This window comes from Roseivirga sp. YIW32, assembly GCF_057219245.1.
Genome location: NZ_JBXVVG010000001.1, coordinates 423,622 through 448,353 on the forward strand (window position 1 = coordinate 423,622; position 24,732 = coordinate 448,353).

Genomic DNA, 24,732 nt, shown 5'->3' on the forward strand with positions numbered 1-24,732 from the left:
GCTGCTGACAAAAACAAAAATCAGCTTGCATACTGCAATTATTATTGATTTATTTGTCACCCTGCGAAAAGCGCAGTGTTACGAAGAGAGGTGGCCGAGTGGTCGAAGGCGCACGCCTGGAAAGTGTGTATACCCCTCAAGGGTATCGAGGGTTCGAATCCCTTCCTCTCTGCAATCAACTAAAAGTTTAAGTATAAATTTCTTTTAACAAGATTTATTAATAATTTAGAAACCGTTTTAACCTTTTATTAATCAAAACTAGACTATGAAAAAGTTATTTTCTTTTCTAATGATCCTGGGTGTATTCACCATGGGATTTAATGCTGTAGCGCAAGATGATCAAGCTACAGATATGGCAAGTGACACTACCGAAATGGTAGAAGATACGTATCCAGAAGAGCCAGATTACTCTGATGAGATGGGTATGGATGAGGAAGCGTCATTTGAACAAGTGATCAAATCAAAGTTCATCGAGGGTGATCCAACATTCATGTCTCCTGTATTGATCTGTTTGATTCTCGGATTAGCGATTGCTATCGAAAGAATCATCAGCTTGAACCTTGCAACAACCAACACATCAAAACTACTTAGCAAAGTAGAAGACGCATTAGAGTCTGGTGGTGTTGAAGCAGCAAAAGATGTAACTAGAAATACAAAAGGCCCAGTTGCCTCGATCTTTACTCAAGGTCTAATGAGAATGTCTGAAGGCATCGACATGGTTGAAAAATCAGTGATCGCCTACGGTTCTGTAGAAATGGGTAGATTGGAAAGAGGTTTGGTATGGATCTCATTATTTATCTCCTTGGCACCAATGCTTGGTTTCATGGGTACGGTAATTGGTATGATCGGAGCCTTTGACTCTATCCAGGCAGCAGGTGATATCTCGCCTTCATTGGTAGCTGGAGGTATTAAAGTAGCCCTTTTGACAACAGTAGCAGGTTTGATCGTAGCGATCATTCTTCAGTTGTTCTACAACTACTGTGTGTCTAAAATTGACTCTATTGTGAACTCTATGGAGGATGCATCAATCTCTTTGGTGGATATCCTTGTGAAGCACAATTTGACATCTAAGTAATTCAAACCACTAAAAAAAGCAGATTATGAGCGAACAGTGGATTGATATCATGTTATATGCTGCCTACATCCTATTAGGAGTGGCGGCTGTATCTGCGGTATTCATGAATTTGTTTAACTCGTTGAAGAATCCTAAATCTTTGATCAAGAGCGGTATTGGTATCGTCGTCTTGGGATTGATCTTCTTCATCGGTTATTCAATGGCACCCGCAGAATTGGATAGATTAGCAGTGACTGCATTTGAGGCCAATGAAATGGACCCTCAAGCAGCAGGCACAGTACAAGTGTACCGACTTGTTGGAGGTGCAATGACAACTACATTGGTTTTGATCGTGTTAGCTGTTGTTGGACTTATTTATTCATCAGTGGCTAGAGTTTTAAAATAAGATCCTTATGGCAAGAAGTAAAGATAAAGGAAGTCAGGAAGTGAATGCAGGCTCAATGGCCGATATTGCATTCTTGCTCTTGATCTTCTTCCTTGTAACTACTCAGATTGCCACTAACAAAGGTCTCACGTTGCTTCTTCCTCCTAAACAAGAGGATGATGAACCAATTGAGATCAAACAGCAGCAGAGAAATATCTTTAAAATTCAGGTAAACTCTGCCGATAGACTGTTAGTGGAAGATGAGCCACTAGATGACATTTCACAGATCAGGGATATGGTCTATGATTTCGTATTGAACTTTGGAAGTCCTAACGATGCAAAAAAAGGATCAGACAAAGTAAGCGACAGAGATGTGTACAACTCGCTGCCTGCTAGTATGAAATCGTACATCACTAGAAACCTTGGTTCAAGTGAATCGTCTGACGGACCTAGTTCCGCGATTGTCTCCTTAAAGGCTGACCGTGGAAGTAGTTATGACATCTTCATTCAGATTCTTGATGAGCTCAATGCAGCCTACAACAAGATCTATGGTGAACGAGTCGGTATTTCAGATGAGGAATTCAGGAAACTGAACAGAAATGATCCTCGTCAGAAAGAGATGTATGACAGAGCGCGCTCAGGTATTCCAAAAGCGATCTCTATTGCTGAACCAACAACGCAAGGAGGATAATTATGTCGAAGTTTAAGAAAAAGTCAACATCGAGTCAGGACATCCCTACAGCGGCATTGCCTGATATTATCTTCATGCTTTTGTTCTTCTTTATGGTGTCTACCGTGTTGAGGGAAACCACAATCAAGGTAGAGCAACGTATACCAAGGGCTGAGCAATTGGTGAAATTGGAGAAGAAAAAATTGGTGACGTACTTATACATCGGAAAACCAAAAGACTCTTCATTCGGTACCGAACCATTGGTTCAGGCGAATGATGTGTTCATTGGAATTGACGGTGTCGTGAAATGGGTGAATGAAGAGAAAGCAAAGCTTAGTGAAGTGGAGCGTGATCAGATCACCATCTCAATGAAAGTAGACGAAGAAACCAAAATGGGTATCATCGTCGATGTTCAAACAGAGTTGAGAGAAGCCAATGCGCGTAAAATTATGTACGCAACGCCACAAAAGACGAAAGACAATTAAGGAAAATAACTTGTTAGATAAATTGGAAAGAGACCTTAGGGTCTCTTTTTTTATTAGCTTTAGTTGCCATGAAGCTTAACGACAAGAAGATCACGAATGCCTGGTGCATGTACGATTGGGCCAATTCAGTCTATTCGTTAACGATTACCACGGCGATCTTTCCTGTTTATTATGAGTCGGTGACCACACAACCGGATGGAAGTTCGATGGTCTCTTTTATGGGCTTGAACCTACCCAATACGGTGCTGTACTCTTATGCACTTTCCTTCTCTTTTCTATTTACCGCGCTGCTCCTTCCGGTACTTACCGGTATTTCGGATTACAGTGGTAAGAAAAAGCTGTTTTTGAAAATATTCGCTTATCTCGGAGCTGCAGCTTGTGCAGCGATGTTCTTTTTTGAAGGAGAGAATGTAAGCTTTGGGATTCTAATGGCCATCTTGGCGAGCATTGGCTATTCCGGCAGTTTGGTCTTTTACGATGCTTATCTTCCAGAGATCGCGACGCCTGATCGCTTCGACAAACTCAGTGCCCGTGGATATTCAATGGGCTACATTGGGTCTGTACTTTTACTCATCATCAACCTGGCAATGATTCAAATGCCGGATCTTTTCGGTCTTCCGGACAATAGCCTCCCTGCACGAATATCTTTCTTAACCGTTGCGATTTGGTGGGTGGGTTTTGCGCAAATTACGTTCAAGCGCTTACCGGAAAACATATTTGGTAGGGAGCCTCAAGGGAATATTTTTTTAAAGGGGTATCAAGAGTTGCGACTGGTTTATGTACAGATCAAGGAACTCAGTGATATGAAGCGCTTTGTTTTTGCTTTTTTCTTTTACAACGCCGGAGTACAGGCCGTGATGTACTTGGCGTCCTTATTTGGAGCAAAAGAACTAAAAATGGAAGCCGGCATGCTCATTCTTACGGTGCTGATCATTCAATTAGTAGCCATTGGTGGGGCGTATTTGTTTGCGAACGTTTCTGAACGTAAGGGGAATATTTTTGCCCTTGTGGTCATGAACATCATCTGGGTACTGGTCTGTATAGCGGCTTTTTATGTGCAGAATAATAGCCAATTTTTCATGCTTGCTTTTGTAGTGGGTCTGATCATGGGTGGAATTCAAGCACTCTCACGAGCCACTTTTTCCAAACTCATTCCCAAGGAGACGAAAGATCATGCGTCTTTCTTTAGTTTCTATGATGTAACCTATAATGTGTCAATTGTCATGGGTACATTAGCTTACGGATCGATTGAATACCTGACGGGTTCAATGCGGTTTAGTGCCTTGGGATTAGGTTTGCTCTTTGTTGTCGGCCTTTTTCTTTTGAGAAAAGTGAAAATGACTGTTGCTTAAGTTTGTCGTGAAGCCGCAAACGTTTGCAAAGACAAACTGAGCAAAATCAGTGATTTAGGGTGCGTTATTCACTATTATTGAAGGAAATCGATTGTAAATCCATTGCACACGCACAGTCAACCGACACAACCAAATGAAAACCTGTTGAAGAATGAAAATCTATTAAGATGATGAATCGCCTACTTTTCCTATTCATGTTGTGCTTTGTTGGTTTTTCAATGCATGGCCAAATTGTCCGCATAGAGCCAGCAAATGCCTCTGGTGAAGATGAGATCAAGATTATTTACGACGCCACACAAGGCACAGCGGGCTTAGTAGGGGAGTCAAAAGTCTACATGCATTCGGGTGTTGTTACCGACAGCCCAGAGGGATTGGCCTGGACGAACGTAAAAGGCAATTGGGGACAGGACGATGGTGTTGGACAAATGACGGCGGTATCAGGAGCATCGGATCTTTGGGAGATCACCTTAACCCCGTCTGCTCGCCAATATTATGGTGTGGCCGAGGGAACGAACATGTTCAGGCTGAGCATGGTTTTTCGAAATGCAGATGGCACCAAGGAGGGGAAGGGAACCCCCGGTACATTTGAGGGTGGTTTAGTCGCCGAGAATCAAGACATTTATATTGACCTGAGTGCAGGAGAATTCATCACGATCACTTCTCCTGCTGAGCAGGACGTGTACTACATAGAGCGAGGGAATTCGATCACATTGGCAGCGAGAGCTTCTAATCCAGTAAGTGCCATGTCGGTCTCAGTGAATCAAGGCAGTGGTTTTACTCAGCTGGCCTCAGTGAGCTCGGGAACACAAATAAGTCACACCTTCACACCTGCTCAATCCTTTGATGGACAAGTAAAGTTCGAAGCAACAATTGGGGGTGAACAGGTTGAAGCTTCCCAAGCATTACATGTTGAGCTGATTGATGCAATTCCAACCTTGCCACTTCCCGCTGGAATGAAGAAGGGGATAAATTACCATCAGGGAGATGATACCAAAGTTACGCTGGTACTTGAGGCGCCAGGCAAAACCATTGTGCATGCGGTAGGTGATTTCAACGATTGGGAAGCTAGCGATCCGTACATTATGAATAAGACGCCAGATGGTGAGCTGTTTTGGATAGAATTGAGCGGGTTAACTGCAGGAAAAGAATATGTCTTTCAATACTGGGTAGACGGGATGATCAAGATTGGCGACCCCTACACAGATAAAGTGGCAGACCCATGGAATGACCAGTTCATTCCAAGCACAGTGCATGACGAAATTCCGGTATACGGCAGGCAAGCCTTTGGTGTAGCCAGTACCTTTCAAACCGGTCAGGTCCCTTACGACTGGGGTGCTAATGAATCGAATTGGCAGCGACCTCATAAGGAAGATTTGGTGGTTTATGAGCTCTTGATCCGAGATTTTATTGGAACGCATGACTACCGTGGGATGATCGATACACTCAGTTATTTAAAGAACTTAGGAATCAATGCCATTGAGTTAATGCCAATAATGGAGTTTGAAGGCAATGAATCATGGGGATATAATCCCATGTACTTTTTCGCAGTGGATAAATACTATGGGAAGAAAGATCAGCTAAAGGATTTCATCAAAGCTTGTCATGAACAAGGCATCGCTGTGATTCTGGACATGGTGATGAATCATGCCTTCGGATTGAATTCGATGGTTCAGCTCTATCGTGAAGATTATAACGATTATGGTTCTGCACCAACAGAGGAAAACCCCTGGTTTAACACTGAAGCGACACACCCGTTTAGCGTTGGGTTTGACTTCGATCATGAGAGCACCTATACTCAGGCACTTTTGGATTCAGTCAACCGCTATTGGTTGGAGGAATACCATTTTGATGGCTACCGCTTTGATCTATCTAAAGGGTTCACTCAAACTAAGAATACCGATGTCGGTGCTTGGAGTGCATACGATCAATCGAGAGTGGACCTCTTGGAGCGAATGGCGAATAAAATTTGGGCGTTCGATTCTGAAGCCTACATCATCTTAGAGCATTTTGCGGCAGATTCAGAGGAGAATGCACTGACAGGTAAGGGGATGCTGTCTTGGCGTAATTTGGTCTATAATTATTATCTGCCACTGGGTGGTCATGCCACGCAGACAGATTTTAACGGAGCTAGGGCTAGCACGCACGTTGCTTACATGGAAAGCCACGACGAGCAACGACAGATATGGGAGGTTCAAAACTCTACGGATTGGAGTGGAAGGACTTCTGGAAATTACAATACGCAGGCGACCGTCGTGGCGCTAGATCGCTTGAAGCAAAATGCAGCGTTCATTTATCTTTTACCTGGCCCTAAAATGCTCTGGCAGTTTGGTGAGTTAGGTTATGACATAGACATCAATGAAAATGGTAGAACGGGTAATAAACCTTTGCCATGGGGTACTGATGGCTTAGGTTATTACGAAGATGAGGAGAGGTTAAAGGTATACCAAGCCTTTGCCGCCATCATCAACTTGAGAACCTCGAACAGCGAGACCTTCCGAAATGCTACGTTTACAACGGATTTGAGTAGTGAAACACGACGGATCAAAATGCAATCCGATGATTTTGACATGGTTGTGGTCGGTAACTTTGGGTTGAACTCAGAAGCCTATAATGCCCAATTCACTAAAACGGGTACATGGTACGATTACATCACGGGTCAGGAGCTGCAAGTGGACGACACAAACCAACCCATTGACCTTCTTCCGGGTGAATTCAGAATTTATACCTCTGTCCGAAAGTCGAATGGTTTTGGCGATATCGTGAATGTCTATAATGGATTGGTTACCAGTATCACGGAAGGTATTCCGGGCTTTACTTTTTATCCTAATCCAACCACGGGTGTCGTGTCATTCGAAGGAGAACTGCCAAATCAACCAAGGGAAGTACTTGTTCAAGACGCCTCAGGTAGGATCGTCTACCGTACGGAGACATCAACAAGAAGCTTAGCACCAATCGACCTTAGCGAGATGAACTCAGGCCTTTACTTGATTAGAATCTTAACAAGTGATCGTTCGTACACCTTAAAAGTACTGAAGCAATAAAACAAGCGGCATTGGCTCCTTTGCTATTCGAAGCGCATATGCTTGACGGAATCCCCCGAATCACGGAGTTCGCAAAGCGATGCGATTCCTATGTCTAGGTGGTCTTCGACAAAAGAGGACGTTACTTGCTTGTCGCTTTCTTCTGTTTTGACACCTTCCGGTATCATGGGATTATCCGACACCAAAAGCAAGGCACCTCTTGGAATCTGATTGGCAAAGCCAACCGTGAAGATGGTAGCTGTTTCCATATCAACGGCCATTGCTCGTATTTGCCTTAAATATTTTTTAAAGCCCTTGTCATGTTCCCAAACTCTTCGATTCGTAGTGTAACAGGTGCCGGTCCAATAATCTCGCTCATGTTTTTTGATCATAGAGGACACAGCACGCTGAAGCCTGAAGGAAGGTAAGGCTGGAATCTCCATGGGCATGTAGTCGTCGCTCGTACCTTCTCCTCTGATCCCTGCAATGGGTAAGATCAAATCACCCAATTCGGTTTTCTTCTTTAAGCCTCCGCACTTACCCAAGAAGAGTACGGCCTTAGGTGAAATGCTAGAAAGAAGATCCATCACAGTAGCAGCCATGGCGCTGCCTATGCCAAAATTGATAATGGTAATGTTTTCGGCGGTTGCCGATTGCATGGGCCTGCCTTCGCCTCGAATGGGTACGTCAAACTTTTTGGCGAACATGTTTACGTAGCCAATGAAATTAGTTAAGAGTATGTATTCTCCAAATTTATTGATTGGAACACCAGTGTATCTTGGAAGCCAATTTTCAACGATCTCTTGTTTACTTTTCATAGTTATGCGGAATGAAAGATTTCTCTAGTTTTGTCTTATGCTGCAATTGAATTTGCCTGCCTATGCTCATCAACTCAGGTCTGAGGCTGGAAAACTACAGATTTTTGATCCAATCAGAAAAAAATACATTCATTTAACGCCTGAAGAGTGGGTGCGACAGCATTTGTTGAATTTGTTAACCAATGAGTTGAAATACCCTGCCTCTAGAACCAAAGTAGAAGGTGGGTTGACTTATAATTTACGAGCCAAAAGGACCGATATTCTGATCTATGATGAGCACATGAAGCCCTTGGTCTTGGCTGAGTGTAAAGCCCCTCATGTTGAGCTCACAGAAAGGACAATTGAGCAATTGGCCCTCTACAATAAAGTGCATCAGGCAGACCTATTAATTCTCAGTAATGGTATTCAAACGTTGGCCTATCTTGCCAGCGGAAAAGCGGGTACGCAGATGTTACAACAAATGCCAACTTACAATCAGTTGCTTGAATTGCGCTGATTCCTTATTTTTCTACATGACTTGGCTTAAAAAGATCGGTTTTCTCACGGCATTCATCATCCCGCTTTGCGCACTCATCGGCTTTTATATTGGGGGATGGGCAAATTTCATGACACCATTACTGGTTTTTGTGATCATTCCATTGCTGGATGGACTCATTGGCAAAGATCCGGAGAATGTGAGCGATGCGGAAGCATTGAAGCTTTCTGAAGATTTCTATTACCGTTTGATCACCTATGTTTGGGCCTTTTTTCAACTGGGATTTGTGATTTGGGGCTGCGTTGTTGTGGCAACTACGACATTAGAGATCTACGAATGGATTGGCTTTGTGATCAGTTTTGCCTTAGTGACCGGTGGGATTGGAATTACTGTTGCGCACGAATTAGGGCACAAAAAATCAAAACTGGAGCAGTTCTATTCGAAGCTGATCTTGATGACAGTGGGGTACATGCATTTCTTCATTGAACATAACAAGGGTCATCACGTGTATGTAGCCACTCCACGTGATCCAGCAACAAGTAGAAAAGGGGAGCATTTTTACAAATTTTGGATTCGCTCTGTGTTTGGAAGTTACTTTAGTGCATGGAAGCTCGAAAACAAGCGATTAGAGCGCAAGGGATTGAATAAGTTGAGTATCCACAATCAGATGATCTGGTTTTTCATCTTACCGCTAGCCTTCACGGCAGCGCTGATGTTAGGATTGTCTTGGTATACTGGTGAGCTGCAATGGAATGTGGTGTTATTCATGTTGATCCAAAGCACACTAGCGTTCAGTTTGCTTGAAATGGTGAACTACATTGAGCATTATGGTATTGTTCGAAGAGAATTATCACCAGGCCAATACGAGCGAGTAAACCCGATGCATTCATGGAATGCAAACCACAGACTTAGCAATTTCTTTTTATTTCAACTTCAGCGCCATTCTGATCATCATGCAAATGCCATTAAACGTTATCAGGTGTTGAAGCACTATGACGAATCACCGCAGTTGCCTGCGGGCTATCCCTCAATGATCTTATTGGCGGCTTTTCCTCCGCTGTGGTTTCAACTCATCAACCCGAGGTTGGAGCATTGGGAAAAACAGGTTTATCAGGCGCAAGGATAAAAAAAAGGGAGCTGTTGGACTCCCTTTAATGTCTATGCTGATTATTCGTTAAAGATACTTATCTACACTTACATAAGGTAAATTAAAGGCCTCAGCTACTGCTTCGTAGACTACCTCACCTTTGATCACGTTTAGGCCTCTGGCCAAACCTGCGTTATCCTGACAGGCTTTTTTCCAGCCCTTGTTGGCCAATTGGATCGCGTATGGAAGTGTTGCATTCGTCAGCGCAATAGTCGAAGTATAAGGCACTGCACCAGGCATATTGGCTACACAATAGTGGACAATATCATCGATGATGAAGGTTGGGTCTGCGTGGGTTGTTGGGGTACAGGTTTCAATACATCCACCTTGGTCAACGGCCACATCCACCAAAACGGTTCCGGGCTGCATTTCTTTCAACATGTCTCTCGTGATCAAATTTGGTGCTTTCGCTCCGGGAATAAGAACCGCTCCGATAACCAAATCGACTAAAGGAAGCATTTCCCTGATGTTGACTTCGTTGGAGTATCGCGTCACCACATTTGGAGGCATTACGTCATTTAGGTAGCGCAATCTGTCCAAATTAACATCCATGATGGTCACTTGTGCACCTAGTCCAGCAGCCATTTTTGCTGCTTGCGTCCCAACAACACCACCTCCTAGTACCAATACGCGTCCAGGGGACACACCGGGCACTCCACCAAGAAGTACTCCTTTACCCATAATGGGTTTTTCTAAGTATTTGGCTCCTTGCTGCGTCGCCATACGACCGGCTACCTCTGACATTGGCACCAATAGTGGAAGGCTTCCGTCAGGGTTTTCTACCGTCTCATAAGCCAGGCAAACCGACTTATTCTTGACCATGGCATTCGTCAATGGCTCATAAGAAGCAAAATGGAAATAAGTAAACAATAACTGGTCTTCCCGTATCAAATCGTATTCAGGTTCGATCGGCTCCTTTACTTTCATGATCATCTCTGCCTTGGCATAGACATCTTCAATGGTAGGCAGTATATGGGCACCTACACCTTCATAGGCTTCGTTGGTAAAACCACTGTTTAACCCAGCATTGTCTTGAACGTAAACGTCATGACCTCTTTTGATCAGCTCAAGGGCACCACCCGGGGTTAACGAGACTCTGTTCTCGTTGTTTTTGATCTCAATAGGAACACCAATAATCATTTCTTTTCTCGTTTTAATTTGACTTGGCAAATATAGCAAGCAGGCCGTAGCATTGATGCTTTTTCGATTTAAAATCCTGCAAATAAGCCATAATCAATAGGATGATTGCCATCAATACAAATTGTAAAATATTGTTCTTCTTATCGAATTTTAATAAAAATATAATTTGGCAAAAGTATAAATATGGTGTTTTCGATGTAGTGTAAACGTTTGCAAAAGAAATATAATATGGAAAAAACATAAAATAAAGGTGATTATCCAAATTTGATTTGTTGTAAATAATAAGTACTTTTGATACATTCTGCCAGAAGTGTAATAAGGGGTAATCTTTAAAATAAAGAATTGTGAAAGAATCGAAAGCTTCGAAATCCAAAAAACCGAATGTTCAAGAAATTTTGAATGATTATCGATTAGCTGTTGCGAGTAGAGAAGCCAGCTTGATCGGTCGTAAAGAGGTTTTTATGGGAAAGGCCAAATTTGGAATTTTTGGCGACGGTAAAGAGCTCGCTCAAATCGCCATGGCCAAAGTGTTTCGCAACGGGGATTTCCGTTCGGGATACTACCGCGACCAAACCTTTATGATGGCCATTGATGCACTTTCCATACAAGAATATTTTGCTCAATTGTATGCACACATGTCCATTGATGCTGAGCCTGCTTCAGGTGGCCGAATGATGAATGGACACTTTGCCAACCGATTATTGGATGAGCAAGGCCATTGGAAGAAACAAACAGAGATGAAAAATTCTTCTGCCGATATTTCCCCGACGGCAGGACAAATGCCAAGACTAGTTGGCTTGGCTTATGCTTCTAAACTTTACAGACAGAACAACGCCTTACACAACCTCACTGATTTTTCGATCAAAGGAAATGAGATCGCTTTTGGTACCATAGGGAATGCTTCCACATCCGAGGGGCATTTTTTCGAGGCCATCAATGCTGCCGGTGTTTTACAGGTGCCGATGATCATGTCCGTTTGGGATGACGAATATGGTATCTCCGTTCCAAAAGAATACCATACTACTGGCGGTAGTATCTCAGGTTTCCTGTCGGGGATTCAACGCTCAAAGGATAAAAAAGGCTATGAGATCATCAAGGCCAGAGGCTGGCATTACAATGAGCTGATTGCGGCATATGAGAAGGCAGAAAAAGTTGCTCGCACAGAGCATGTACCTGTTCTCATCCATGTTACTGAAGTAACCCAACCTCAGGGTCATTCGACTTCTGGTTCTCATGAAAGGTACAAGTCGAAAGAGCGTTTGGAATGGGAGAAAGCCCATGATTGTAATTTAAAATTCAAGAATTATATTTTTGAAGAAGGCATTGCCGACGAAAATGAGGTCGAGCAAATTGAGAAAGAAGCAAAAGAATCGGCGAAACAGGCAAGAGTAAATGCCTGGAATGCTTTTATCAGCGAGATCAAGGAAGAGCAAGGGCAGGCAGTAGAAATTCTTGAGGCACTTTCACAAGAAAGTGAACATGGAGGAGTCATTATTCCATACATCACAGAGCTGAAGAAGGCGATGAATCCGATTCGCCTGGACACAGTAAAAGCTGTCAAAAAGGTCTTACGCATCACACGAAGCGAAGCTACCTCTTCTCGTGCCAGTTTAGTGTCTTGGTTGTCGCGTTATGAAAAAGACAATGCTAGGCGTTTCAATTCTCATGTCATGAGTGAGTCTGACCAGGCATCGCTCGCGATTGAAGGCGTCGCTCCTGTATTTACGGAGAACTCACCTTTGGTTGATGGTCGAGAAGTATTGCAGGCCTGTTTTGATGCCGCACTTGAAAGAGATCCTCGTGTTTTTGCCATTGGAGAAGATGTCGGAAAGATCGGAGATGTCAATCAGGCATTTGCGGGGTTACAAGAAAAATTTGGTGAGATCAGAGTGACGGATACCGGCATTCGTGAGACGTCAATCATCGGTCAAGGAATCGGCGCTGCCATGCGTGGGCTACGACCTATTACTGAGATTCAATACTTGGATTATTTATTGTATGCCATCCAGACCTTATCAGATGATTTGGCCACTCTGCAATACAGAACAGCAGGTGGGCAAAAGGCACCATTGATCATTCGTACGAGGGGTCATCGATTAGAAGGCGTCTGGCATAGTGGATCTCCTATAGGCATGATCTTGAATAGCCTAAGAGGAGTGAACGTTCTCGTGCCGCGTGACATGACGCAAGCTGCAGGTTTTTACAATACAATGCTTGCTTCTGATGATCCGGCCTTGATCATTGAATGTTTGAATGGTTATCGACTTAAGGAAAGAATTCCAGATAATATCGCCGAGTTTAAAGTGCCAGTTGGAGAACCAGAAGTCATCAGAGAAGGGAGCGACATTACGGTGGTTACCTACGGATCCATGTGTCGTGTGGTGATGCAAGCAGCTCAAGAACTAGAGGAAATTGGTATTTCGGTGGAAGTGATCGATGTGCAATCCCTTTTGCCATTTGACGTACATCATCGGATCGTTGAATCAGTTAAGAAAACAAACCGTGTCGTTTTCGCTGATGAAGATGTACCGGGTGGTGCTTCGGCCTACATGATGCAAAAGGTTGTTGAAGAGCAAGGAGCTTATCGATTCCTAGATTCTCAACCGATGACAATTTCAGCTCAAGAGCACCGTCCTGCGTATGCATCAGATGGCGACTATTGGTCAAAGCCCAATGTTGAAACGATCTTTGATAAACTCTATGAAATGATGGCTGAAGTTGAGCCTCAGCGTTATCCGAATATTTACGAGTAAGCTAATTAGTCATCCGAAGAGGTCTGTCCCACTTGAATACTCTGTAAGGTGAATTCAGGGGTTTCAGCGACATTACTCTCGTTCAACGCGCGGTCTTTGATCTTGAAGGAGAGTTTGATGGTGTCAGTTCGGAAGATGGGTAGAAAAAGCCCAGAGTTCATGTCATAGGTGACGATGCCTTCAATCGGGCGATTATTGCCCTGAATGAATCCACAGGGGTTGTCATCAGAGGAAAGACAAGGAAACCTACCGTCAAAAGAGATTCCGCAAAAGGTATTGGCATTGGCACTTCCCGGCGGTTGTGCGCGCAGGTCGATCTCTTGGAATTGACCAAAGCGCTTCACGAAGAAGTCGACTTCAATATTGAATTGATTCATATTGAAGTCAATGAGCAAAGTGTCCAGTAAATCGCCGTCACCATTGAGGTCAGTATTTTCACGGTCTTCAACTGCGTAATCCAAACAGGTAAAACTAGGGTCTCCGGGTCGTTGACCGAACTCAATGAAATCACCATTTTCTAAGACAAGGTCAAAAGAGTTGTAAGGAGGGAAGTCTTCACTTCCGTCAAGCCCTAAGTCTCCGTTACCATCGGATACATTGAATGACAAGCGAAGGACTGTTTCTTCAAATAATGGATCCCCAGCATTCAATATTTCAAATTCTACCTTATTGTAGCTGATCTCGGGTACATCGGGGAGATCAGGTGGCCGAATACAGCCAAGGACAATCGCCAAAAGTGCGATTACAGAAAAAGTGGGGAGTATCCTTTTTTGAAAATTCATTTATGCCCTTTAAATCAGTACAATATTACTAATATTTGTGCTAATTCGATTGGAATAACGCACGGCTGATATGAATAGTTTGTTTGAGGAGATAAAATTGGTCGAGCCATCTACTTTTGATGAACTGGCACTTGCCGTTTTTAATTACCAGGCAAAACATAACCCAACAGTTGCACAGTACCTTCAGGCTTTAGGTCATAGGGGAGAGGCCTCACAAATCAGCGAGTTGGTGTTTTTACCCATTGAGTTTTTCAAAAGTCACGTAGTAAAAACAGGAGAGTGGAGCGAAGACGGTGTTTTTGAAAGTAGCGGCACCACAGGTCAACAAACGAGCAAGCATTTTATTCAAGATTTATCATCCTACCGAAATCAAACGAAAGCCACCTTTGAATCACTTTATGGGCCTTTAGAGGACTACACCATTCTGGCCTTGCTGCCTTCCTACATGGAAAGAGGTAATAGTGGCTTAATTGCAATGGTGGACCATTTCATGGAATGCACTCAGTCCGATGATTCCGGGTATTATTTAAGCGATTTTACACGGTTGTTCGACAAACTAAATGAACTCAAAAAGGCAAAGCAGAAAACCATTTTATGGGGAGTCACCTATGCACTACTGGATTTTGCCGAACAGTTCAAGATGCATTTCCCGGAACTTGTCGTAATGGAAACCGGGGGAATGAAAGGAAGAAGAAGGGAAATGATCAGAGCCGAAGTTCACCAACTCTTGTCTGCAGCATTTGGAGTTGAACAGGTGCATTCTGAGTATGGCATGACCGAATTGAACTCTCAGGCCTATGCTCTAAAAGAAGAGGTGTTTACACCAGCCAAGACAATGAAAGTGTTTGCGCGCGACGTCAACGATCCTTTTCAATTACTGTCTCATGGAAAGACAGGGGCCCTAAACATCATAGACCTCCAAAACCTGTATAGTTGTGCGTTCATCGAGACGAAAGACTTGGGGCGTGTCAATGCGCAAGGGCAATTTGAGGTGTTGGGTCGAATGGATAATGCAGACATTCGGGGTTGTAATCTTATGGTATTGTAATAATCATTCCCTGTCGACGTTCAACTGATTGTAGAAGAACAATTTACAAATAGGAAAATTTATTATCTTGGGCAGGAATTTGAAATCATGAAAAAGAAACACTTCATCACCTTACTACTCGCTGTGCTCTTTTTAGGAATGCAATCTTGTGCTCAAGGCATTTGCGCCGCTTATGCGCAAGCAGACGATAAACCTAAGCAAGAAAAGAAAGAAGGTAGATTCTGATCAAATCAGATACTTTTTTACATCTTCTGCACTAATTTGATCTCCGCCCATAATGACCAAACGTTCCGTCACGTTGCGTAATTCCCGGATATTTCCGGACCAATCATAGTCATGTAGCTTTTTTAGGGCGTCCTTGGCTATTGCCTTTGGTTTAGTCCCATATTCGTCAGCAATATCTTGTAGAAATTTTTCGACAAGCAGTTCAATATCATCTTTTCTGTCTTTGAGTGCCGGTACCTTGATCAAGATCACACCTAAGCGATGGTACAGGTCTTCTCGAAAGCGGTTCTCCTCAATTTCCTTTTTCAAGTCTTTATTTGTCGCAGCAAGAACTCTCACATTCACGTGGATGTCTTTGTCGCCACCGACGCGATTGATCTTATGTTCTTGTAAGGCCCTGAGCACTTTAGCTTGTGCCGATAAACTCATGTCGCCAATCTCATCCAGAAAGAGGGTGCCTTCATTTGCTTGTTCGAATTTGCCAATACGTTGTTTATGAGCAGAGGTAAAGGAACCCTTCTCATGACCAAATAACTCACTTTCTATTAGTTCGGAAGGAATTGCTGCACAATTTACTTCAATGAATGGTGCGTTTGCCCGCTCACTTCTCTCGTGAATGCCGCGCGCCACAAGTTCTTTTCCCGTACCATTAGGCCCAGTGATCAAAACCCTCGCATCTGTTGGGCCCACCTTATCCATCATTTCAATTACCTCTTTCAAGGCAGGTGATTCCCCGACCATTTCATACTTTTTGGAAAGCTTCTTTTTGAGTGTTTTGGTTTCAGTGACCAGGGAGGATTTATCCAAAGCGTTTTTGACCGTGAGCAATAGTCGGTTCAAGTCTGGTGGCTTGGGGACGAAGTCAAAGGCACCCATTTTTGTGGCATCAACGGCTGTTTCTATCGTGCCGTGAGCAGATATCATGATGAATTGGGTATCGATGCCCACCATTTGTACACGCTCAAGCAGTTCGATACCATCCATCTTTGGCATTTTGACGTCGCAAAGAGCAATATCGAATTTTGTCGAAATCAACTTCTCAAGGCCTTCTTGTCCATCTTGGGCTTCTTCAATTGTGTATTTTTCGTATTCAAGGATCTCACGAAGTGTACTTCTTATGCTTTTTTCGTCGTCTATGATCAGGATCTTGGCCATGGCTTGGGATTGATTTGTGTTGCGTTAAAATAGTCTATTCAAAAAGAAAACATGTGCTCTATTGGCACAATTTGTCGTGCTATGCACCTTTTCTTGTTGCTGGTGATGAAGAAAAAAAGATATAGGCCGATAAGCCGGGTTCTGTCGTGTCCTATCATTTATCTGGCCTTGCCGTCACCGACAAGATCTAGCAACCTACCCACCAAGATCGGACGAGCCGCCCTCAAGCCTTGGCTTATTTGGTCTTTCAGCCCATAAGGTTTACCCTGCCTCGTTTGTCACCAACCGAGCGGTGCGCTCTTACCGCACCTTTTCACCTTTTCCTCCAAGGATAAATCCACGGAGGTAGTTTGTTTTCTGTGGCACTTGCTGTTTCCCGAAAATCGGAACCCTTCCCGTTAAGAAGTATGGTGCTCTGTGCTGCCCGGACTTTCCTTACCGATCCCGATAGCTATCAGGATCGGCACGATAGGATAGCCTATATCTTGCACAAAGATACACTTCGCATGCTACTTATCCCTAACCAGACCGTTGGATTATCGATGGGGTATTTTGTGGAGAGTTCTTGGGGAGATAATGAGGCTAGGAAGCCCCATTATGATAGCATTAGCCTCTTCTTTTAGGAGACACTTCTTTCACTTCGCCATTGGGCAGGGTAAGAAGTGCTACGTTATCGCAAGAACCGTCTCCGTAATCAAGGACGAAGACAGCATCGTTTTTCGTTAGCATTCGAATTCCTGAAACCGGGATTTTTGTGCCAACCTGTCGACAAGATTTTTTATAGATCAATTCTTCGGTGATCTCATTGTAAAAACTCTCACCAGATCGGTTGATGCCGTTCATTCCACCGCTCACCGATAAGACGACCTCTTCGCTACTTTCATCAAAAGACCATGTTCTTGTTTTACTTCCTGAGAACGTTCGATAAGTTTCATCTGGGAAGGTGATCTTACCATCTTCAATGCTGACCTCAAAGGCGCGTTGTCTCTCGGTGCCGTTGCTAGTGTTGGTTAGTGTTCGGATGCCTTCAACCACAATTCCGTTGACAGTAAAATTATCAAATGTGGTGGTAATCTGCGCGCCAGACACATGCCGGGCATCAGTATAACGGACCAAGATCATACCGCTTCTAACCACGCCGTCGGCATTTTCGCAGTCTTCGCCAAAGTCAATGGTCACAAGTCGATCGGTCTTTGTGATCTCTGCGCAAGAGTACTTTCACGCGAATGGTCTAAATCGTTTACGATCATTTGCTGCTTGCCCGGTGATGGCCCCTGTTCTTTTGTCATCCATTAGGTCAATCACCAATTCATTGATGTCTTCTTCAGCATAGTCAATAAATGCTTCTGCTGTTACGTCATCCATAGTGGTTACATTTTCTTCGGGTGCGATGCTAGTCTCTTCACAGGAGGTGAAGAGTATCAGGAACCCAAGTGCAATCAGTTGATAGAGATTCTTTTTCATACCATTCATTTTTCTTGATTTCGCTACTTAGATTCCAGCCATATAAGAAGGTTTAACCTAAGCAATTAAAGTGTTAGTGGTACAATAAATGGCCTTTTACCCCGTTTTTGCTGATTTCTAAAGCAGGGGCAGGCCATTTGATCATATCGGCTATGTATAATATGGTTTTAAGCCATCTTTTGTCGGTTTGGATGTAACTGAAGTCAAAGTCAAGCCCTAAATAATATTGCCGATAACTGCTGTATCCGTTGGCATTGTTCTCATTTTCTCTGGCATACACCATTTCATTGGCACCATAACCAGCGGCTAAATTCAGCCACTTTGGAAAAGAGGATTTCTTCATAAAAGAGTAAATATCGAAGGACAACCAATAAGTCTGTCCGTTATAATCTTTGAGCACCTGTTGCAAAAAGTTTTCCCCGAGGAGTTCGGGCCGGATGTTGGCATAGCTTGTTTGATGAAAGCTAAATTTCATCTTGATCCGTTGTTCTTGCCAAAGCAATTCCTGGCCAAGGAATAGCCCGGAACCTGCTGCATTGGCGATCAGATCGCCATAGGAAAACCCATAATCTGGAGAAAATCCATCGAGGATCTCAATCGGAAGAAAAAGGGCAAAACTTAACCCGGCAGACCAAAGAAGGGCTTGGCTATCCGTTAATTCGGTCTTTCGAAGGACATCGTAGCTAATTCTTGTCAGCTGATAGGTGCCAAAGGCATGACCAAGCTTATCGACTTGATTCCATTCCGCATTGTCATTAAAAAACTTGAATCGGTCAAAGCCATTTTCTCCGTACCAGCCAACACTTAATGCAGTCAAACTAGCGGTATAACCTATGCCTCCATAAAGAGCTACCTTCTTTAGCGGAATGCTGTCGCTTTGTGCATTGAGGGTCAACGGAGTGAAGCATGACGCAGCGATGAGCAGAAAGCTAACAAAAAGACGCATGTTGCAAGATATGGAATTACTTGCCTAATGCGGACTTGTACGTGTCAATTGCCCGTTGCCTTGCAAATTTATGTTCTACTATTGGTTCTGGATAGGCTGATGTTCCATACTCTCTCACCCATTTCTTGATATAGGATAAGTCTTTGTCGAATTTTTCAACCTGAGAGCTAGGATTGAATACCCTGAAATAAGGTTGAGCGTCGGTTCCTGTTCCAGCAGCCCATTGCCACCCCCCATTATTAGAAGCTAAATCAAAGTCAAGCAGTTTTCTGGCAAAATAGGCCTCACCCCAACGCCAATCAATGAGCAAATGCTTGGTGAGAAAACTGGCGGTGATCATACGCGATCTATTATGCATAAATCCAGTGGTATTCAGTTCTCGCATGCCTGCATCAACAATGGGGTAACCCGTTTTGCCTTGACACCACTTTTCAAATTCTTCTTCATTGTTTCTCCATGGAATGGCATCATATTCTTTTTTAAAGGCTTGGTCCACTACATGAGGAAAATTAGCCAATACTTGTGCGTAAAAGTCTCTCCAGATCAGTTCGTTTAGCCAAGTCTCGCTGGTTTTGTGTGCGAGCTCGACCATTTCCCGAATGCCTACCGTGCCAAATCGGAGATGAATGCCTATGCGTGTGGTTCCTTCTTTGGCGGGAAAATTACGCTGTTCAGCATATTGCTTGACAATGTTTCTATCCACGGAGCGGCTAGGAATTGGGATATCACTTGTTTGAAAACCCATTTCTTTCAAAGAGATCATCTCGAAGGGATTTGTTTTGAACCAATTCTTATGCTGAGAATGGTCCGGTAAAGGAGCGATTTTGGACTCCTCGTATTTCGATTTCCATTTTTTGCTGTACGGGGTGTAAACCTTGTAGCAATTACCGGTATCGGTCTTGATTTCTTCTTTTTCGAAAATCACATGATCTTTGAAGCTGTAGAAATGAGCTTCGTTTGCTTTGAGGAGCTGTTCAATTTTTGAATCTCGTTTGATGGCATATGGTTCATAATCTCTGTTGCAGTACACCTCTTTAACACTGTAGTTTTGGCAAAGGAGCTCAAAGACTTCTTCTGGGTGGCCGTAGAAAACCTGTAAACTGCCACCAGATGCCTCTAAAGTTTCCTTCAACGCACTTATTCTATCATGAATAAAGCTGACACGGGCATCGTCTTTATCTTCTAATTTGTCTAAAATGTGTCGATCAAAAATAAAGATAGGGAGTAGAGGAGTTTGACTCTGCAATGCATGGTGCAGGCCATTATTGTCATGTAGCCTTAGGTCTCTTCTGAACCAAAAGATGTTTACTTCTTGCATGGGAATAGAACAAAGGGAGGCTAGCTTAGTTCGAAGTGTCTTTCGATTTTTCTTCTTCTCTACGACTCTTGGATTCTTTTCTGCTTTTTTCAACGCGCTGAAAGAGTTCTTTAAAGGAGTTGAAACTGGACGTTTGAGTAATGCTTGCTCCTTGGGTAGTAAACGTACCACTTTGTGAAATGGCGCCAGCCGTGTAGTCGTAATTGCTGCGGTAATAGATCTTTACCCGATAACGACCGTCAGGGGTTAATAAGTATTCGGCGGTCCAATCGCCCACTGCTGAACTCACGTCCTGAACATTGGCCAAGCTGCCTTCTCGAGTCACACGCAATCGCCCGTCAAGAAATGTATAAGATAACCTCAAGCGCATGGTATTAAAGGCTTCCTCACTCAGGTCTCTCAAGTCAAAATCAATCTCGAGGTTTTCATCTAGCTGGGCTACCAATTGGCTCAATTGGTTGGAAAGAAGCTGTGATACGCTCTGGCTGGCTGCACCGCCTACAATATTTACGTTGCCTTGATCTGAAAATTTGCCGAGTAGGATCAAGCTCAATACCTGTCGGTTGAGTTCTTGCTCGTCGGATTGAATTCGGTTTTTGAATGCGTTGATAGAGGTGACTGTTTCGTAGTCCTGTGCTTGAACATCTCCAAAATCAATGTCGAAACTGATTTCTGGAGAAAGCAAAGGCCCTTGAAGGTCGAGTAATACCTTGACCGGAACTCTTCGTCCGAAGTTGTTATTTCCTTCCTCTAGATTGCCAAAGCCTGCTTGCTCGAGAATTGGTGTTATCGGCGTGTTTTCATTATAGGCCGCATTGATCGAAAGTACCCCGGTGTAAGGATCTCCGTACCAAGTTATGCTAGAAGGTTGTTCAATTTGAAACTCCTTGTTGATGATCGAGTAGAGAGAAAAATTATAGGCACCTTCTTCAATATCGAGACCTCCGGTCATTTGGAAATCACCATCCGAATCAATATTCAATCGAAGTTGGCCATTGCCCCTTCCTCTAATGATATCGCCTGTTCTTGGGTCGATAATGATCTCAGCATAGGCATCCGGTGTGACTTCAATGTTCAAATCCAGGCTTAAGCCTTCGATCTTCAATTGTTCGACATCTGACTGCTTCAAATTGGTCGCTTTTGAATTCTCTGTGGTGTCGGTACGGTCGATAAACTGAATGTAGTCAGCCTCGAAGTTGTCTTCATTCGGCTTGGTGATAGGAATGAAGATCCTTGAACCTGCTTCTGATCGTGCATCAGCGGATATATTCAGGTTAGAGGCGGCACCTTGAATGGCAATGGTTCCGGTAGCATACGCCTCGCCGTAAAAATCACTCGATAGGTCAGTCGGTAAATTCATGACTTGAAAAGCCCTCAAATTACCCCCCAGGTTTAGTTTGAAATTGCTGTAATTCTCATGTTCGATGGTTCCCTGAAAGTCTGCTTGGTTTTGGTTAGCATCTAAGAAGTTGAAGTTTTCTAAGGTGATGAGGTCTTTTTGTACCCCTACTTGTCCATCAAAGCTGTACAAGGTATTGAGGTAATTGATCTTCATTTGTCCTTGGTCGATAAGGCCATCCCCTAAAAGCAAGGGGCTATTCAAACTGCCACTGATGTTGAAATCTCCACTGATGAATCCGTCAATATTGGTAAAGTAGTCAGCGATGTAGGGTTCAGCTATGGTCAGGTTGGCATCATTTAACTGAAGTGCGAGTGCAAGTTGTTCTTCGCTTCTTGGAAAAATACCTCCATTTAGTTTGATGATGTCTTTTTGATTTCTTTTGACACCAAAATTGACCTCTAATTTGTTTTCAGGGTCATTCCAGTTCAGGTCACCGATGATGTCACCAACTAAAAAATCGTTGATGTGCAGATCCATTAAGTTCAGGTTGCCAAAAAACAAGGGGTCAAAGAGTAAATTTTGAGCAACAAGCTCTCCGTTGAGAAGACCCTCGTAGTCTTGTTTGGCAAGCGCGTTGATGTTTTTGACTTGAAGCTCCTCAAAATTGATCTGAAGGGTTTCCAAACTATCCTTCTGGATTGCGATTGCCCCATTGAGGCTTAAGGATTGCTCATTGTTGAATACTCTTAAACTATCGACACTGATCCGTTCATTTGTAAATACTACTTGGTTGTTGTTAGCAATCCGCCATTTCTCACCATAAGCGATGATATTTGAATCTTCGAATGCGAGTTCTACTCGTTGCTCTAGAAAACGGATGTCTGCTCCAAGCTCCGCATAGTTGCCTGAAGACGTGTCTTGTAGGCTATTGCGTAAATCCATATGATCCCCATCCCAAACCGCTTCTAAGGTCAACGATTGGGTGGTGTTCTGGCTTTTATAAAGTTGTTCGCTACTGTAGATGTAGCCAATGACGTCTAGCTCTGTAGGCGAGCTGATCTGCCTTCCCTCTATAGAAAACTCATTTTCTTTAAACCGGGTATTCCAATAATTGAATTCAGGCAAATAGCCTGAAATGCTAAATTCTTCTTTGTTGTTGCTGTTAAAGGACCCTTTTATCCAGCTATCTTTTGCGATAAAGATGCTAGTGTCGACCAAGTGGATGATAGGGGTGATGTCTTTGAGCTGAATGTCATAGGAGAGGTTAAACGAGTTTTGGCTATTGCCTTCATTGGCAGCAAATCGAACGGACTCTTTTAAATTACCCGAGAAAAATTCTTCGTACTGGTAACGATAATCATTAAACTCTTCAAGCATGGTCGAGAACAAGAAATTTCCCGTCATGTTCAAATCTATATGCTCTGAAGCGAAGTTAATGGTTCGGCTGTTTTGTGTTTTTGTTGAGTTTAGCGAAAGAGAATCGAATGTCAATTCGCGTTCAGCGTACGCGATCTGTGTGTTCAACAGTTTAATGTTACCAACCAGGCTGTCAAGCTTGATACCTTCTGCATCAATATTAAAGTCTGTTGAAATGCTGATCGGTTCGGGAAGGATATTGAGACTATCTAATGCGGCATTTCCAATATTGCCGATGATATTGAACACACGTGCATTGTTTCTCAGGTCTACAAAGCCGTTGGCAAACAAGCTCAGGTTGGGATCAGCAATACTTAATTGGCCTGAAAAGAATGACTGCGCTATCGCGCCATCCGTTTCAATGCCCCTGATCTCATAGTCATTAATTCCGAACCTCGGAATTTCAGCCACTAAGTTGAATTGGGCATCTTCTAAACGGAAACCTGACCCGTTGATGGTACCAGCCATGTCGATCTTTTGATAGAGCGGGTCTTCTGTAAATCTGCCAAGGTCGAAATCATCAAGCGCTAAATAACCGTCGTATGTGGGGATGTCACCCGTTAAGTTGATCTGAACATTTGATTGAACCTGACCGATTTGGGTTTCAAAACTGCCATCTGCTACAAAATCGTTTACGAAACCATCAAACTGGCCTGAAAACTGAATACGTCCAAAATTTTCGATGATGGCGTAATTCGCTCTGCTTACCAAATGCTGAATATCCTGCGGATCGAACGTGGATTGGTTGAATGATAGGTCGAGGAAAGTATTCTGTATGTCAGGCAAGCCTTCAATATCCAATTCACCTCTGACTTTTGTTCGATCACCAATGCTGAGCACACTTTGTTCACCAACAAAATTATTGACCTTGCCAGTGTATTTCCCTGAAATACCAATTCCCATAGCATATTGGGCAACTTCAGGAGCGAAAAAGGCCAGATCGTCCGTGTGAATATAGGTGTCGTCCAAGTTGGCGACAACATCAACGCTATCGATAAAATAGCTCATCTGGCTGGGGCTATCGTGTAGAAACGAAATGCGATGACTAATGCGACTTTTGCCTGTTTTCAATCGCAAATCAAGAAAATGCATGCCCTTAGTTGAATACCTGAAGTAGGTACTCATTTCATCGATCTTCATCCCAGACTCCAGATCTTCTACCCTAAGGTACTTAACGTCTAGGTTGAACGAATCGGATGTTGCTTTCAAATTCAGTAGGTCAGCATCGATGTTGGTCAACTGAAAATGATTGTAATTGAAGCCCTGCTCGATCGAGTCTTTCCTAGGGTCAGCAATACTGAATTTGGAGTTGATCAACTGGATTTCATTCAGCAGGAAAGCACCAGCCCCTGAAGAGCTATCAGCAGAGGCAGATAACCCGGACAGTTTTCTTACCCACTCCTCAATATTCAATCCTGAGTTATCGGAGAGAAACCTCAGGTTCACATCGGCTTGGTAGATCCAAGCTTCTTGCGCTTTAAAATCCTTTTTTCCTAAAAGGTCGGCCAAGCTAAAACTCAAGGCCAATTCATCAACTCCGATCATGAGCTCATCATTTCCATCGTAGATCCTTGTGCCATCCATGGTGATGGAATTGAACCATCGGATATTCACGTAATCTATTTCTGTTCGGTAGCCTGTGCCCTCAGTAAGGTAAGTAGTGAGTTTTGAAGTGATGGCGTTTTGAATGGGCGGGATATGGATCAAAAGGATCACCAGGCCCAAAAGGAGAAAAGG

20 protein-coding genes, 1 tRNA gene and 1 other RNA gene are annotated in these 24,732 nt (G+C 43.4%); 12 read left to right on the forward strand and 10 right to left on the reverse strand.

Translation table 11 applies throughout. The features are described from left to right. Positions 1 to 84: 84 nt before the first annotated feature. From AC2D6U_RS02180 to AC2D6U_RS02210, 7 genes are all read left to right on the forward strand, one after another. Positions 85 to 172, forward strand: a tRNA-Ser gene (locus AC2D6U_RS02180). Between the two features lie 93 nt (positions 173 to 265). Next, a complete protein-coding gene (locus AC2D6U_RS02185; protein ID WP_484719299.1) occupies positions 266 to 1,075 on the forward strand; it encodes a MotA/TolQ/ExbB proton channel family protein in 810 nt (269 codons plus the stop codon). A 25-nt stretch (positions 1,076 to 1,100) separates the two neighbouring features. Continuing rightward, positions 1,101 to 1,460 carry a hypothetical protein gene (locus tag AC2D6U_RS02190; RefSeq protein ID WP_484719300.1) on the forward strand — a complete coding sequence of 120 codons (360 nt, stop codon included), beginning with the start codon at positions 1,101 to 1,103 and terminating at the stop codon, positions 1,458 to 1,460. A 7-nt stretch (positions 1,461 to 1,467) separates the two neighbouring features. Beyond that, positions 1,468 to 2,130, forward strand: coding sequence for an ExbD/TolR family protein (locus AC2D6U_RS02195; RefSeq protein ID WP_484719301.1), 663 nt, complete (start codon positions 1,468 to 1,470; stop codon positions 2,128 to 2,130). Between the two features lie 2 nt (positions 2,131 to 2,132). Beyond that, on the forward strand, positions 2,133 to 2,594 hold the full coding sequence (locus AC2D6U_RS02200) for an ExbD/TolR family protein (protein WP_484719302.1): 462 nt from the start codon (positions 2,133 to 2,135) through the stop codon (positions 2,592 to 2,594). A gap of 68 nt (positions 2,595 to 2,662) precedes the next feature. Beyond that, on the forward strand, positions 2,663 to 3,946 hold the full coding sequence (locus tag AC2D6U_RS02205) for an MFS transporter (protein WP_484719303.1): 1,284 nt from the start codon (positions 2,663 to 2,665) through the stop codon (positions 3,944 to 3,946). A 167-nt stretch (positions 3,947 to 4,113) separates the two neighbouring features. Continuing rightward, the gene (locus AC2D6U_RS02210) at positions 4,114 to 6,987 is read left to right on the forward strand and encodes a DUF4961 domain-containing protein (RefSeq protein ID WP_484719304.1); all 2,874 of its coding nucleotides are present in this window, start codon (positions 4,114 to 4,116) and stop codon (positions 6,985 to 6,987) included. Positions 6,988 to 7,010: 23 nt separating this feature from the next. Here the strand turns inward: AC2D6U_RS02210 and AC2D6U_RS02215 are convergent, their stop codons facing one another. Then, positions 7,011 to 7,784 carry an AMP nucleosidase gene (locus AC2D6U_RS02215; protein WP_484719305.1) on the reverse strand — a complete coding sequence of 258 codons (774 nt, stop codon included), beginning with the start codon at positions 7,782 to 7,784 and terminating at the stop codon, positions 7,011 to 7,013. A 37-nt stretch (positions 7,785 to 7,821) separates the two neighbouring features. Here AC2D6U_RS02215 and AC2D6U_RS02220 point away from each other — a divergent pair, with 37 nt between their 5' ends. Together AC2D6U_RS02220 and AC2D6U_RS02225 are read left to right on the forward strand one after the other, a co-directional pair. Then, positions 7,822 to 8,280: a type I restriction enzyme HsdR N-terminal domain-containing protein gene (locus AC2D6U_RS02220; protein WP_484719306.1), complete on the forward strand. Its 459-nt coding sequence runs from the start codon at positions 7,822 to 7,824 to the stop codon at positions 8,278 to 8,280. Between the two features lie 16 nt (positions 8,281 to 8,296). Then, positions 8,297 to 9,385, forward strand: coding sequence for an alkane 1-monooxygenase (locus AC2D6U_RS02225; protein ID WP_484719307.1), 1,089 nt, complete (start codon positions 8,297 to 8,299; stop codon positions 9,383 to 9,385). A 48-nt stretch (positions 9,386 to 9,433) separates the two neighbouring features. Here AC2D6U_RS02225 and ald read toward each other — a convergent pair whose 3' ends face one another. Beyond that, the gene (gene ald, locus AC2D6U_RS02230; RefSeq protein WP_484719308.1) at positions 9,434 to 10,546 is read right to left on the reverse strand and encodes an alanine dehydrogenase; all 1,113 of its coding nucleotides are present in this window, start codon (positions 10,544 to 10,546) and stop codon (positions 9,434 to 9,436) included. 344 nt (positions 10,547 to 10,890) lie between these two features. Between ald and AC2D6U_RS02235 the strand changes: the two genes are divergently transcribed. Then, positions 10,891 to 13,299, forward strand: a complete 2,409-nt coding sequence (locus AC2D6U_RS02235; protein WP_484719309.1) for an alpha-ketoacid dehydrogenase subunit alpha/beta — start codon at positions 10,891 to 10,893, stop codon at positions 13,297 to 13,299. A gap of 5 nt (positions 13,300 to 13,304) precedes the next feature. Here AC2D6U_RS02235 and AC2D6U_RS02240 read toward each other — a convergent pair whose 3' ends face one another. Beyond that, positions 13,305 to 14,081, reverse strand: coding sequence for a hypothetical protein (locus AC2D6U_RS02240; protein ID WP_484719310.1), 777 nt, complete (start codon positions 14,079 to 14,081; stop codon positions 13,305 to 13,307). A gap of 70 nt (positions 14,082 to 14,151) precedes the next feature. Here AC2D6U_RS02240 and AC2D6U_RS02245 point away from each other — a divergent pair, with 70 nt between their 5' ends. Then, positions 14,152 to 15,129, forward strand: a complete 978-nt coding sequence (locus tag AC2D6U_RS02245; protein ID WP_484719311.1) for a LuxE/PaaK family acyltransferase — start codon at positions 14,152 to 14,154, stop codon at positions 15,127 to 15,129. Between the two features lie 87 nt (positions 15,130 to 15,216). After that, entirely contained in the window at positions 15,217 to 15,354 is a 138-nt protein-coding gene (locus AC2D6U_RS02250) for a hypothetical protein (RefSeq protein ID WP_484719312.1), read from the forward strand. Here AC2D6U_RS02250 and AC2D6U_RS02255 read toward each other — a convergent pair whose 3' ends face one another. The 7 genes from AC2D6U_RS02255 to AC2D6U_RS02285 all read right to left on the reverse strand — a co-directional run bounded on the left by AC2D6U_RS02255 (position 15,355) and on the right by AC2D6U_RS02285 (position 24,711). Continuing rightward, complete coding sequence (locus AC2D6U_RS02255; RefSeq protein ID WP_484719313.1) at positions 15,355 to 16,509, reverse strand: sigma-54-dependent transcriptional regulator; 1,155 nt, start codon at positions 16,507 to 16,509, stop codon at positions 15,355 to 15,357. A gap of 114 nt (positions 16,510 to 16,623) precedes the next feature. Beyond that, an RNA gene (gene rnpB, locus AC2D6U_RS02260) (RNase P RNA component class A) lies at positions 16,624 to 16,994 on the reverse strand. A 121-nt stretch (positions 16,995 to 17,115) separates the two neighbouring features. Further along, positions 17,116 to 17,688 (reverse strand): hypothetical protein, encoded by a 573-nt coding sequence (locus tag AC2D6U_RS02265; protein WP_484719314.1) that lies wholly within the window; start codon positions 17,686 to 17,688, stop codon positions 17,116 to 17,118. 39 nt (positions 17,689 to 17,727) lie between these two features. Then, on the reverse strand, positions 17,728 to 17,973 hold the full coding sequence (locus AC2D6U_RS02270) for a hypothetical protein (protein ID WP_484719315.1): 246 nt from the start codon (positions 17,971 to 17,973) through the stop codon (positions 17,728 to 17,730). 73 nt (positions 17,974 to 18,046) lie between these two features. Continuing rightward, positions 18,047 to 18,919, reverse strand: coding sequence for a DUF2279 domain-containing protein (locus AC2D6U_RS02275; RefSeq protein ID WP_484719316.1), 873 nt, complete (start codon positions 18,917 to 18,919; stop codon positions 18,047 to 18,049). 16 nt (positions 18,920 to 18,935) lie between these two features. Then, on the reverse strand, positions 18,936 to 20,237 hold the full coding sequence (locus AC2D6U_RS02280; protein WP_484719317.1) for a cryptochrome/photolyase family protein: 1,302 nt from the start codon (positions 20,235 to 20,237) through the stop codon (positions 18,936 to 18,938). 25 nt (positions 20,238 to 20,262) lie between these two features. Further along, positions 20,263 to 24,711: a translocation/assembly module TamB domain-containing protein gene (locus tag AC2D6U_RS02285; RefSeq protein ID WP_484719318.1), complete on the reverse strand. Its 4,449-nt coding sequence runs from the start codon at positions 24,709 to 24,711 to the stop codon at positions 20,263 to 20,265. Between the last annotated feature and the right edge of the window lie 21 nt (positions 24,712 to 24,732).

What these genes read in the sequence shown, in the direction of transcription:
- AC2D6U_RS02210 (WP_484719304.1), top strand. Translation starts at nt 4,114, where the DNA reads ATGATGAATCGCCTACTTTTCCTATTCATGTTGTGCTTTGTTGGTTTT.
- AC2D6U_RS02225 (WP_484719307.1), top strand. Translation starts at nt 8,297, where the DNA reads ATGACTTGGCTTAAAAAGATCGGTTTTCTCACGGCATTCATCATCCCG.
- AC2D6U_RS02190 (WP_484719300.1), top strand. Translation starts at nt 1,101, where the DNA reads ATGAGCGAACAGTGGATTGATATCATGTTATATGCTGCCTACATCCTA.
- AC2D6U_RS02205 (WP_484719303.1), top strand. Translation starts at nt 2,663, where the DNA reads ATGAAGCTTAACGACAAGAAGATCACGAATGCCTGGTGCATGTACGAT.
- AC2D6U_RS02270 (WP_484719315.1), bottom strand. Translation starts at nt 17,973, where the DNA reads ATGAAAAAGAATCTCTATCAACTGATTGCACTTGGGTTCCTGATACTC.
- AC2D6U_RS02185 (WP_484719299.1), top strand. Translation starts at nt 266, where the DNA reads ATGAAAAAGTTATTTTCTTTTCTAATGATCCTGGGTGTATTCACCATG.
- AC2D6U_RS02280 (WP_484719317.1), bottom strand. Translation starts at nt 20,237, where the DNA reads ATGCAAGAAGTAAACATCTTTTGGTTCAGAAGAGACCTAAGGCTACAT.
- AC2D6U_RS02220 (WP_484719306.1), top strand. Translation starts at nt 7,822, where the DNA reads ATGCTGCAATTGAATTTGCCTGCCTATGCTCATCAACTCAGGTCTGAG.
- AC2D6U_RS02275 (WP_484719316.1), bottom strand. Translation starts at nt 18,919, where the DNA reads ATGCGTCTTTTTGTTAGCTTTCTGCTCATCGCTGCGTCATGCTTCACT.
- AC2D6U_RS02255 (WP_484719313.1), bottom strand. Translation starts at nt 16,509, where the DNA reads ATGGCCAAGATCCTGATCATAGACGACGAAAAAAGCATAAGAAGTACA.
- AC2D6U_RS02215 (WP_484719305.1), bottom strand. Translation starts at nt 7,784, where the DNA reads ATGAAAAGTAAACAAGAGATCGTTGAAAATTGGCTTCCAAGATACACT.
- AC2D6U_RS02245 (WP_484719311.1), top strand. Translation starts at nt 14,152, where the DNA reads ATGAATAGTTTGTTTGAGGAGATAAAATTGGTCGAGCCATCTACTTTT.
- ald (WP_484719308.1), bottom strand. Translation starts at nt 10,546, where the DNA reads ATGATTATTGGTGTTCCTATTGAGATCAAAAACAACGAGAACAGAGTC.
- AC2D6U_RS02250 (WP_484719312.1), top strand. Translation starts at nt 15,217, where the DNA reads ATGAAAAAGAAACACTTCATCACCTTACTACTCGCTGTGCTCTTTTTA.
- AC2D6U_RS02240 (WP_484719310.1), bottom strand. Translation starts at nt 14,081, where the DNA reads ATGAATTTTCAAAAAAGGATACTCCCCACTTTTTCTGTAATCGCACTT.
- AC2D6U_RS02200 (WP_484719302.1), top strand. Translation starts at nt 2,133, where the DNA reads ATGTCGAAGTTTAAGAAAAAGTCAACATCGAGTCAGGACATCCCTACA.
- AC2D6U_RS02195 (WP_484719301.1), top strand. Translation starts at nt 1,468, where the DNA reads ATGGCAAGAAGTAAAGATAAAGGAAGTCAGGAAGTGAATGCAGGCTCA.